The organism is Pseudomonas parafulva NBRC 16636 = DSM 17004, assembly GCF_000730645.1.
Lineage (GTDB): Bacteria > Pseudomonadota > Gammaproteobacteria > Pseudomonadales > Pseudomonadaceae > Aquipseudomonas > Aquipseudomonas parafulva.
Genome location: NZ_BBIU01000019.1, coordinates 111,768 through 123,109, shown reverse-complemented (window position 1 = coordinate 123,109; position 11,342 = coordinate 111,768). Strand labels below are relative to the sequence as shown.

Here is an 11,342-nt window from a genome sequence, read left to right as displayed (position 1 = left end):
CGAAGATCAAGATCAAGATCAAGATCAACATCTACAGCAACATCAACAGCGAGTTGGAATGAATATTGTGCGGAGTATCTGAGTGGGCCCTGGTTGGGCTTGGCTGAAGTGCGCGAAAGTTTGAATAGGTTGATTTGCGAATTAAGTCAGTCGGGCCCAGGAATACCGGAAATAGCGCAGACCGCATACATCGCTGACACCTGTGCGCAGACAAGGTTGACACATCAGCCCCGAATCACCCCTTGTCCCGGGCATGCGCCGCCAATCGCTCCAGCGCGGCGCGCAACTTCGGGTCTGTGATGCCTTGCGCCGTATCACGCAGGCTCTCGGCCGCGCTGGGCGACAACTCCGTCAGGTTGCTCCCGCGCTTGGCCGGCACCAACGGCGGCTGCACTTTGTACAGGATGCGCCTGAGGTTGCCGAACGCCTCCATGGCCTGCAACGCCGCCACCAAACGCTTCTGCTGGTAGCGCAGGCGAGTCGCCCAATGGCCATCGGTCACCACCAGCAGCAACGTGCCGTCACGCCACGACGCCACATGGCAGTGCTCGCGCGCAGCCGGCTGCAGTTGGCTTTCCAGCAAACGCTGCAAATGCTCCAGGCGTTCGGCCTGGTTCAACAGCAGGCGCAGCGGGCGCACCTGGCGCAGCAGGGCGGACGGCAGCTGGGCAGAGGAAGGTTTGAAGGCCATGGGGGTACGCATGAGGTTACAAGATCGGCAGTTTAGCACCTCTGTGATCGCTGACGGCCTTTTCGCAGGCCTCCCCGTGACCACTCAGGCGTGTGCTTTCATGATGCAAATCAAGCTTTTGCCACACGCTGCCTGAACGTTTCATCACGGCAAACCTTGAACTCAGGGAAAATGGCCCAATCTAAGACACGCCCCTGCCAAAGCGCTGTGCCAGCATCGTGGAATCCACCACTTTCCTCACCATCGTTTCCGGGTAGAATGCTCGTTCGCATGCGGCCTCAGGGCTGCACGGGCGACTCACGGGGCCGCCCTCCATCCCTACGTGTGGAAGATCCTGCCGATATGTTTGCGCCTTTGTTAAAGAAACTTTTTGGAAGCAAGAACGAGCGTGAAGTCAAACGCATGCTCAAGACGGTGAGTATCGTCAATGCCTTCGAAGAGAAGATGGTGGCCCTCTCCGACGAGCAACTGCGGGGCAAGACCGCAGAGTTCAAGGAGCGCCTGGCCAAAGGCGAGACACTGGACCAACTGCTGCCCGAAGCCTTCGCCGTGGCCCGTGAGGCTGGCAAGCGCGTGATGGGCATGCGCCACTTCGACGTGCAGCTGATCGGCGGCATGACCCTGCACGAGGGCATGATCGCAGAAATGCGCACCGGTGAAGGCAAGACCTTGGTCGGTACCCTGGCCGTCTACCTCAATGCCCTGTCCGGCAAAGGCGTACACGTGGTCACCGTCAACGACTACCTGGCCCGCCGTGACGCCAACTGGATGCGCCCGCTGTACGAATTCCTCGGCCTCTCGGTCGGTATCGTCTCGGCCTTCCAGCCGCCTGAAGAAAAGCGCGCCGCCTATGCCGCCGACATCACCTACGGCACCAACAACGAATTCGGTTTCGACTACCTGCGCGACAACATGGCGTTCAGCCAGGACGAGAAATTCCAGCGTGAGCTGAACTTCGCCGTGATCGACGAAGTGGACTCCATCCTCATCGACGAAGCGCGTACCCCGCTGATCATCTCTGGCCAGGCCGAAGACAGCTCAAAGCTGTACATCGAGATCAACCGCCTGATCCCGCGCCTGACCCAGCACATCGAAGAAGTGGAAGGCCAGGTCACCCAAGAAGGCCACTTCTCCATCGACGAGAAGAGCCGCCAGGTCGAGCTGAACGAAGCCGGTCACCAGTTCATCGAAGAAATGCTCACCCAGTCCGGCATGCTGGCCGAGGGCGAGAGCCTGTACTCGGCGCACAACCTGGGGTTGCTGACCCACGTGTACGCCGGCCTGCGTGCGCACAAGCTGTTCCACCGCAACGTCGAGTACATCGTCCAGGACGGCCAGGTCCTGCTGATCGACGAACACACCGGCCGCACCATGCCGGGCCGTCGCTTGTCCGAGGGCCTGCACCAGGCCATCGAGGCCAAGGAAAACCTCAACATCCAGGCAGAGAGCCAGACCCTGGCCTCCACCACCTTCCAGAACTACTTCCGCCTGTACACCAAGCTGTCCGGCATGACCGGTACCGCCGATACCGAGGCGTTCGAGTTCGCGCAAATCTATGCCCTGAACGTGATGGTCATCCCGCCGAACAAGCCGCTGGCGCGTAAGGACCACAATGACCTGGTGTACCTGACCGCAGACGAGAAATATGCCGCGATCATCGCCGACATCAAGGAAAGCATGAAGCTGGGGCGCCCGGTGCTGGTGGGTACTGCCACCATCGAGACCTCCGAGCACATGTCCAACCTTCTGCAGAAAGAAGGCATTGACCACAAGGTGCTCAACGCCAAGTACCACGAGAAGGAAGCCGAGATCATCGCCCAGGCCGGTGCGCCGGGCGCGCTGACCATCGCCACCAACATGGCCGGCCGTGGTACCGACATCCTGCTGGGCGGCAACTGGGAAGCTGAAGTGGCTGCGCTGGACAGCCCCACCGCCGAGCAGATCGCCCAGATCAAGGCCGACTGGCAGAAGCGCCACCAACAGGTGATCGAGTCGGGTGGCCTGCATGTCATCGCCTCCGAGCGCCATGAATCGCGCCGTATCGACAACCAGCTGCGTGGCCGTTCGGGCCGCCAGGGTGACCCGGGCTCCAGCCGCTTCTACCTGTCGCTCGAAGACAGCCTGATGCGTATCTTTGCGTCCGACCGGGTGAAGAACTTCATGAAGGCGCTGGGCATGCAGTCTGGCGAGGCCATCGAACACCGCATGGTCACCAACGCCATCGAGAAGGCCCAGCGCAAGGTAGAAGGGCGCAACTTCGACATCCGTAAACAGCTGCTCGAATACGACGACGTGGCCAACGAACAGCGCAAGGTGATCTACCACATGCGCAACAGCCTGCTGGCGGCCGAGAACGTGGGCGACACCATCGTCGAATTCCGCAAGGAAGTGCTGGACGCTACCATCAGCCAGCATATCCCGCCGCAATCGCTGCCCGAGCAGTGGGACGTGGCTGGCCTGGAGGCGTCGCTTGCCAGTGATTTCGCCATGAAGCTGCCCATCCAGCAGTGGCTCGACGAGGACGACCACCTTTACGAAGAAACCCTGCGCGAGAAGTTGCTCAACGAGATCACCACCGCCTACACCGAGAAGGAAGACCAGGCGGGTATCGACGCACTGCGTACCTTCGAGAAGCAGATTCTGCTGCGTGTACTGGACGACCTGTGGAAGGACCACCTGTCCACCATGGATCACCTGCGCCACGGTATCCACCTGCGTGGCTATGCCCAGAAAAACCCCAAGCAGGAGTACAAGCGCGAGTCGTTCACCCTGTTCCAGGAACTGCTCGAGTCGATCAAGCGCGACGCCATCCGCGTGCTGTCGCACGTTCAGGTTCGCCGCGAAGACCCGGAAGAAGAAGAGGCGCGTCTGCGTCGCGATGCCGAAGAGCTGGCCAGCCGCATGCAGTTCGAACATGCACCGGCGCCAGGCCTGGAAAGCGAGCAGTTGAGCGAAGAGGGTGCTGAGGTGGCCGTGGCCACTGCCCCTGTGCGCAATGACCAGAAGCTGGGCCGCAACGAGCCATGCTGGTGTGGCTCGGGCAAGAAATTCAAGCACTGCCACGGCCAGATCGAGTGACCTGACCGGTTCGCTGCAGGCTGAAACATCCGGGGGGGCGCTTTGCGGCCCTCTCGCAACACAAGGCCGCTGCTACAGGAACCGCGACAATCCTGTAGCAGCGGCCTCGTCTTTCGATATCAACTCTATTGTCTAGGAGCGCTCTAATGGCTGTTGGTCTTGGTCCTCTGCCCACCCTGCACCCGGTTCCGGGTTTTGAACTCGGTATCGCTTCTGCCGGCATCAAGCGCCCAGGGCGCAAGGATGTGGTGGTCATGCGCTGCGCCGAAGGCTCCAGCGTAGCGGGCGTGTTCACCCTCAACGCGTTCTGCGCGGCCCCGGTGATCCTGTCCAAGCAACGCGTGCAGGGTACCGTGCGCTACCTGTTGACCAACACCGGCAATGCCAACGCCGGCACCGGTGCGCCGGGCCTTGCCGCCGCCGAACGTACCTGCGCCAAGCTGGCCGAGCTGGCGGGTGTGCCGGCCGAGTCGGTGCTGCCATTCTCGACCGGTGTAATCGGTGAGCCGCTACCGGTAGAGAAGATCGAAGGCGCCTTGCAGGCTGCCCTGGACAACCTGTCGGAAAACAACTGGGCTGAAGCCGCCACCGGCATCATGACCACTGACACCCTGCCCAAGGGCGCCAGCCGCCAGTTCCAGCACGAGGGCGTCACCGTCACCGTGACCGGCATCAGCAAGGGTGCAGGCATGATCCGCCCGAACATGGCGACCATGCTTGGCTACATCGCCACCGATGCCAAAGTGGCACCGGCAGTGCTCAAGGACCTGATGCTGGACGGCGCCAACAAGTCGTTCAACCGCATCACCATCGATGGCGACACCTCGACCAACGACTGCTGCATGCTGATTGCCACTGGCAAGGCCAACCTGCCGGAAGTGACCGAAGCCAGCGGTGCACTGTTCGAAGCGCTGAAGAAGGCAGTGTTCGAGGTGTGCATGGAAGTGGCCCAGGCCATTGTGCGTGACGGCGAGGGTGCCACCAAGTTCGTGACCGTGCAGGTGAATGGCGGCGGCAACCACCAGGAATGCCTGGACGTCGGTTACGCGGTGGCCCACTCGCCGCTGATCAAGACTGCGTTGTTTGCCTCGGACCCGAACTGGGGCCGTATCCTCGCCGCCGTTGGCCGTGCCGGTGTGCCGGCGCTTGATGTGAGCCTGATCGATGTCTACCTGGACAGCGTGTGCATCGCCAGTCAGGGCTGCCGTAGCCCAAGCTACACCGAGGACCAGGGTGCCAAGGTGATGGCTCAGGAAGAAATCACCATCCGCATCGAACTGGGCCGCGGCCAGTGCAATGAAACCATCTGGACCACCGACCTCTCCCACGAGTACGTGAAGATCAACGCCGAGTACCGTACCTGATACAGCCGGGGCTGCCTGCCGGCCCCGCCATTTCAACGCCAAAAGGAGCCGAACCATGGGCTTTCTTCAACACAGCGTGCCAGCCTTGAACCCGGTGGAGCGTAAGCGGTGAAACGGATTCATGTTGTAGCCGCCGTGATTCGTGGCCTGGATGGTCGCATCCTGATTGCACGCCGCGCCGATACCCAGCACCAAGGTGGCCTTTGGGAGTTTCCGGGTGGCAAGGTGGAGGCGGGTGAAAGCGTCGAGGCGGCGTTGGCCCGCGAGCTCAACGAAGAGCTGGGCATTCGGGTGACGCGTTCGCGCCCCCTGATCAAGGTCAGCCACGACTACCCCGACAAGCACGTGCTGCTGGAGGTTCGCGAAGTCGATGCGTTCGAGGGCGAACCCCATGGCGCCGAGGGCCAGCCGCTGGCCTGGGTGGCACCGCGGGACCTGGCCCAGTACGACTTCCCGCAGGCCAACAGGCCCATTGTTGCCGCTGCACGCTTGCCTGACCAATATCTGATCACCCCCGATGAGCTGGAAGTGCCGCAACTGCTCAAGGGCATTCAGAAAGCGGTGGCCGGTGGCCTGCGCCTGATCCAGTTGCGTGCACCGGACATGTACGACCCCAAGTACCGTGATGTGGCGGTGGATGCGGTCGGGCTGTGCGCCGGCAAGGCGCAGTTGATGCTCAAAGGCCCGCTGGAATGGCTGGGCGACTTCCCTGCGGCGGGCTGGCACCTGACGGCGGCGCAACTGCGCAAATATGCGCCCAAGGGCCGGCCGTTCCCCACCGACCGGTGGCTGGCAGCGTCCTGCCACAACGCCGAAGAGCTGGCCCTGGCACAGCAGATGGGGGTCGACTTTGTCACGTTGTCCCCTGTACAGGCCACCCAGACCCACCCGGACGCTGCCCCGCTGGGCTGGGAGGAGGCGCAGCGGCTGATCGCGGCGTGCCCGCTGCCGGTGTACCTGCTTGGCGGCGTAGGGCCGGGTGAGCGTGAGCAGGCCTGGCAAGCCGGGGCTCAGGGGGTAGCCGGCATCCGCGCGTTCTGGCCTGTGGCCTGAACGGCAGCTCTTTGGTGTCAGCCTGCAGGCTTTTCGGCAGGCTGCCACAACACTTCGGCGACCCCCTGCCTGCGGCCAATGATTCGCGCTGCGACGAACAACAGGTCTGAAAGGCGGTTGATGTAGGCCAGCCCTACACCCTCCAGAGGCTCCACGGCATTCAAGTGTTGGCAACGGCGCTCGGCACTGCGTGCCAGGCTGCGACACACATGTGCCTGCGCCACCAACGCGGAACCACTGGGCAAAATGAAGTTCTTCAAAGGCCCCAGCTCTTCGTTCCAGGCATCAATGGCGGCCTCAAGGCGCAGTACTTCAGCCTGCGTCAGTGCCTGGTAGCTGGGCATTGCCAGCTCCCCACCCAGGTCGAACAGGCGATGCTGGCAGGGCGCCAGAACGCTGCTCACCTCATCCATCCCCAGTTCGGCCAGGCCTGCGAGCAGTACCCCCAACTGGCTGTTGAGGCTGTCCACTTCGCCGATGGCTTCGATGCGTGGGTGGTCCTTGGGCACCCGTCGGCCATCCCCAAGGCCGGTTTCGCCCTTGTCGCCGGTACGTGTGTAGATCTTCGACAGGCGGTAGCCCATGTCATTGCTCCGTGATGACCGGCACGGGTGCCGGTTGGCCGAGAGGCAGGCGCAGGGTGAAACAGGTACCCTGGCCGGGCGTGGAGTGCACCTCCATCTGCCCCTTGTGGTTGTTGGTGATGATGAAGTACGACACCGACAGGCCCAGGCCAGTGCCCTGGCCGATTTCCTTGGTGGTGAAGAATGGCTCGAAGGTGCGCTTGCGCACCGCCTCGGGCATGCCGACACCGTTGTCCTCCACCTGGATTTCTGCCCAGGGCGGCGCCAGCCGTGTGCGCAGGGTGATGCGCCCTGGCTCGCTGGGCTGCGGGCGCAGGTGGATGGCCTGGGCGGCGTTCTTCAGCAGGTTGAGCAGCACCTGCTCCAGCTCGTTGGCAGTGCAGGGCACCGGGCCGAGCGCCGAGTCGAATTGGCGCACGATAGCCTGGCCCTTGAAGTCGAAACCGATGGCCAGGTCGAAGTCGTTGCCGGCAATGTCTACCGCTTGGTCGATCAACGCTGGCAGGTCGCAGGGCGCCAGTTCGCGGTTGCTGCGGCGGCTGAAACTGAGCATGTGGGTGACGATTTTTGCAGCCCGCGCGCCGGCCTGCTGAATGCCATCGAGCAGCTGCGGCACTTCGCGGCTGTGCAGGTAGCGGTTGACGGTGGTCAGGTCGATGCCCAGTTCGTGCGCTTGTTCGAGGTTGCGCGGCAGCTCGGGCGACAGGCGCCGGCGGATGTTTTGCACGTTATGCAGGATGGCACCCAGGGGGTTGTTGATCTCGTGGGCCATGCCCGCTGCCAGGCCGCCGACCGAGAGCATCTTCTCCGACTGCACCATCATTTCTTCCAGCGACAGGCGCTGGGTGATGTCATCGATACGGATGACCACCCCGCGGCCACCGCCCCCGGTCAGTGGGTAGAAGGTGAGGGCGTAGTGGCGCGGTTCATCGCCTTTTTGCCAGGTGACACGCTCGATCTTTGCCACGCGGTGTTTTTCGACGGTTTCCTTGAGTTGCGGCAAAAACGGCTTGAGCGGCGCGAAGGCGATGAACACCGCCTGGTTTAGCGCCTCATCCAGGCGGGTGCCGGAAAGCGCGGTGGCTTCCTGGTTCCACTGGGTCACGTACAGCTGTTCGTCCAGGGCAATCAGTGCCGAGGGCATGGAGTCGATGATGCTGTTCAGGTAGTTCTGAAAGCCTGTGAGCTTTTTCTCGATCTTGCTGCGTACCTGAACTTCCAGTTCCAGCTTGCGGTTGGTGTGCCGGGTTTCCTCGGCCAGCCCCTGGGCCTGGTCGTAGGCATCCTGGAATTCGTCGCGGGCACGCTTGAGCTGCTGCTCGCGGGCCTCGATGCGCGAGAGCATGGTGTTGAAGGCGTCGGCCAGGCTGCCGATCTCGTCGTCGTTGCCTCGCCGGGCGCGCAGGGCATAGCTTTCTTCGCGGGTCACCTGGCGGCTGAGTTCTTCCAACTGGTTGATCGGTTGGGTGATCAGCCGTTTGATCTGCCGGGCGATCACGATCCACAGCAGAATGCTGAACACCAGAATGGCCAGGCTGGCACTGAGCGTGCCGGTGTAGAAGGCCATCGGCAGCTCGCTGCTGGCCACCAGCAACAGGTGCGCCGGGGGGCGGGCTTCGCGTGGCATGCGGATCAGCTGGGTGCTGCGAAACTCCATCAGGCGCCAGCCGTCGATGTTGCGGAAGCGTTTGGGCAGCGTCATTGGCTCGCCATGTTGCAGTTGCGCCAGCATGCGCCCGTCACTGCCGTAGACGGCGGCGGCGCGCAGCGGTGTGTAGCTGTCCAGCTCCTTGAGCAGGGCGTTGGCCGACTCGCTGTCGTCCCCTGCCTGGGCCGCGAGCTGTGGGTTGGACACCAGCCGGCCAATGGTCTGCAGCGCCTGCGGGGCCATGCTCTCTTGAGTGATCCAGTAGGCCGCACTGATGAAGGTGAGGTTGGCCACCAGCAGGATGGTTACCAGCAAGACCAGCAGGGCCGCCAGCAGCTTCTGCCCGACGGGCAGGTTTTCCAGACGTTGGCGCAAGGTCATGGGGCAGGCGGTATCCGTGTCAGGTTGAGGGGCTGGGTCAATTGCAGGGCACGCCCCGCGCACGCAAGTTATCGACCAGGCGCTGTTGCAGGTGTTCCAGCAGGGGCAAGGCCAGGCCGTGCCGGCTGGCTGCACGGCACGCGTGGCCGAGCAGGTAGTGCACCTCGGTTCGCCGGCCCGCTTGCACGTCCTGGTACATCGAAGAGTAGTTGGCGGCAGTGGCCAGGATCACGCGCTGCACGTCTTCGCCAAGCCCAAGCGCCGCCTGGGGCTGCCCGCAACGGTGCAGCAACTGCTGCAGTTCGGTACACAGTGCATCCACTTCTTCCAGGTGCCCCAACAGGCCGCCGTTGTTGCAGCCGTACAGCACCGTCAGCGGGTTGATGGCGCAGTTCAGCGCCAGTTTGCGCCACAAGCGGGGGAGGATGTCCGGCGTCCATTCGGCCGGGATGCCCGCCCGCTGTACGTCCTCGAACCACGTTGCAGGCATCGGGTTGCCTGGGTCTCCCAGCCAGTTGAACCCCTGCCCGGCGAAGCGCACCTGCCAGTCCTTTTCGCGGAAGGCGCCTTCGGTGCTGGAGGCGGAAATACAGCGCGCGTGGGGCACCTGCTCGGCGACCTCGTCCTGGCTACCCAGGCCGTTCTGCAGCAACACCACGTCAGCGCCTGGGGCCAGGCGCGCCGCGACGCTGGCCACGGCCGACGCAGCGTCGTAGGCCTTGCAGGCTACGAGCAGGCGGTGGATGGGGCCTGCTGCGTCTGCGGTTTCGCCCGGTATGGCATAACACCTGGCCTGGTCCTGCTCCGCCAGGGTGAGCCCGCCGGCCAGCTGGTAACTGCGCAGACGTTGACCATCACGCAAGACCAGGCGCACGGCAGTGCCCGCCCGCGCCAACCGGCAAGCCCACAGGCTACCCAGGCTGCCTGCGCCGAGAATGTGCCAGGTGCTGCTCATATGCGTTTCGCAACCCGTTATAATGAGCCCGCATTTTAACCATCAAACCCAGCGCGCTCCATCTTCAGCCCGAGCGCGCTTTTATTTCTGGGAGAACAACCATGCCTTCGTTCGACGTGGTATCGGAACTGGACAAGCACGAAGTGCAGAACGCGGTCGACAACGCCATCAAGGAACTGGACCGCCGTTACGACCTCAAGGGCAAGGGCAGCTTCGAGTTCAAGGACAAGGAGCAGACCGTCATGCTCACTGCCGAAGAAGAGTTCCAGCTGGAGGCCATGCTTGAAATCCTGCGCCTGGCCCTGGTCAAGCGCAAGATCGACGTGAAGTGCCTGGAAGCCAAAGACCCCTACCCATCGGGCAAGGAAAAGAAGCAGGAAGCCAAGTTCCGCGAAGGCATCGACAAGGACCTGGCGAAGAAGATCGTGGCCACCATCAAGGATGGCAAGCTCAAGGTTCAGGCTTCCATCCAGGGTGAGCAAGTGCGCGTCACCGGCAAGAAGCGTGACGACCTGCAGGAGGCCATTGCCCTGCTGCGTACCAAGGAATTCGACATGCCGCTGCAGTTCAACAACTTCCGCGACTGACTTCCCTTGCTGGAACCCCTGGCCGGTTGTGGCTGTCCATGGGGGCCGGGGCCGCTGAAAGGCTGGCGGCCCGGTGTATTGTGCAATCGCCGCTCGGCGTCAGGAGATGACTATGGATTTGAACGCTGAGGTCGATCAGCTCGTCCGCCAAACCGCCACCTGGATCCCGATGGTCATGGAGTACGGCAGCCGCCTGTTATTGGCGCTGGTGACCCTGGCCATTGGCTGGTGGGTTACCAACAAGGTCAGCGACCGGCTGGCCAAGCTCGTGGGCCTGCGGGTACACGACCCGGCACTGCAGAACTTCATCCGCACCTTGGCCAACATCGTGCTGAAGATCCTGCTGGCCATCAGCGTGGCGTCGATGATCGGCATCGAAACCACCTCGTTCGTCGCTGCCATCGGTGGTGCCACCCTGGCCATCGGCCTTGCGCTGCAGGGCAGCCTGGCCAACTTTGCCGGTGGCGTGCTGATTCTGCTGTTCCGCCCGTTCCGCATCGGCGACTGGATCGAGGCGCAGGGGGTGAGCGGTACCGTGGACAGCATCCAGATCTTCCACACCGTGCTGCGTACCGGTGACAACAAGACCGTGATCCTGCCCAACGGCACCTTGTCCAACGGTATCATCACCAACACCAACCGCCAGCCGACGCGCAAGGTGGTGTTCGACGTTGGCGTGGACTACGAGGCCGATTTGCAGAAGGCTCGCAATGTGCTGCTGGAGCTGGCCCAGGACCCGCGCGTGCTGGCCGACCCCGCACCCGTGGCTGTGGTATCCACCCTGGGTGACAGCTCCATCACCGTGTCGCTGCGCCTGTGGACCAAGACCTCGGACTACTGGGACGTGATTTTCATGCTCAACGAGCAGGCCCGTGACCGCCTCAAGGCCGAGGGCATCGACATTCCGTTCCCGCAACGGGTCATCCGCGTGGTGCAGGAAACAGCTGCGCAGTAACCCGGCATCGAGGGTGGGGCGCGCAATGGCCCCATCCTTTTACACT

At 63.0% G+C, this 11,342-nt stretch carries 9 protein-coding genes; 5 read left to right on the top strand and 4 right to left on the bottom strand.

Going from position 1 to position 11,342, the window contains the following annotated elements:
• Positions 1 to 235: 235 nt before the first annotated feature.
• On the bottom strand, positions 236 to 691 hold the full coding sequence (locus PPA02S_RS14275; protein WP_028635176.1) for a DUF721 domain-containing protein: 456 nt from the start codon (positions 689 to 691) through the stop codon (positions 236 to 238).
• A 342-nt stretch (positions 692 to 1,033) separates the two neighbouring features.
• Between PPA02S_RS14275 and secA the strand changes: the two genes are divergently transcribed.
• The 3 genes from secA (at position 1,034) to PPA02S_RS14260 (ending at position 6,186) form a co-directional block, all read left to right on the top strand.
• Positions 1,034 to 3,769 (top strand): preprotein translocase subunit SecA, encoded by a 2,736-nt coding sequence (secA, locus tag PPA02S_RS14270; protein ID WP_028635175.1) that lies wholly within the window; start codon positions 1,034 to 1,036, stop codon positions 3,767 to 3,769.
• Between the two features lie 146 nt (positions 3,770 to 3,915).
• Positions 3,916 to 5,133 carry a bifunctional glutamate N-acetyltransferase/amino-acid acetyltransferase ArgJ gene (argJ, locus tag PPA02S_RS14265; protein WP_028635174.1) on the top strand — a complete coding sequence of 406 codons (1,218 nt, stop codon included), beginning with the start codon at positions 3,916 to 3,918 and terminating at the stop codon, positions 5,131 to 5,133.
• Positions 5,134 to 5,241: 108 nt separating this feature from the next.
• Positions 5,242 to 6,186, top strand: a complete 945-nt coding sequence (locus PPA02S_RS14260) for a Nudix family hydrolase (RefSeq protein WP_028635173.1) — start codon at positions 5,242 to 5,244, stop codon at positions 6,184 to 6,186.
• 17 nt (positions 6,187 to 6,203) lie between these two features.
• On the opposite strand, the gene PPA02S_RS14255 is transcribed toward PPA02S_RS14260, so the two are convergent.
• Genes PPA02S_RS14255 through PPA02S_RS14245 form a run of 3 tightly spaced genes read right to left on the bottom strand, consistent with a single transcriptional unit; the run spans position 6,204 to position 9,754 of the window.
• Positions 6,204 to 6,770, bottom strand: a complete 567-nt coding sequence (locus tag PPA02S_RS14255) for a cob(I)yrinic acid a,c-diamide adenosyltransferase (protein ID WP_028635172.1) — start codon at positions 6,768 to 6,770, stop codon at positions 6,204 to 6,206.
• Between the two features lies 1 nt (position 6,771).
• Positions 6,772 to 8,799 carry a sensor histidine kinase gene (locus PPA02S_RS14250; RefSeq protein WP_028635171.1) on the bottom strand — a complete coding sequence of 676 codons (2,028 nt, stop codon included), beginning with the start codon at positions 8,797 to 8,799 and terminating at the stop codon, positions 6,772 to 6,774.
• A 37-nt stretch (positions 8,800 to 8,836) separates the two neighbouring features.
• Positions 8,837 to 9,754, bottom strand: a complete 918-nt coding sequence (locus tag PPA02S_RS14245) for a putative 2-dehydropantoate 2-reductase (RefSeq protein WP_028635170.1) — start codon at positions 9,752 to 9,754, stop codon at positions 8,837 to 8,839.
• A 101-nt stretch (positions 9,755 to 9,855) separates the two neighbouring features.
• Between PPA02S_RS14245 and PPA02S_RS14240 the strand changes: the two genes are divergently transcribed.
• A complete protein-coding gene (locus tag PPA02S_RS14240) occupies positions 9,856 to 10,341 on the top strand; it encodes a YajQ family cyclic di-GMP-binding protein (RefSeq protein ID WP_028635169.1) in 486 nt (161 codons plus the stop codon).
• A 112-nt stretch (positions 10,342 to 10,453) separates the two neighbouring features.
• Complete coding sequence (locus tag PPA02S_RS14235; RefSeq protein ID WP_028635168.1) at positions 10,454 to 11,296, top strand: mechanosensitive ion channel family protein; 843 nt, start codon at positions 10,454 to 10,456, stop codon at positions 11,294 to 11,296.
• The last annotated feature ends 46 nt before the right edge of the window (positions 11,297 to 11,342 follow it).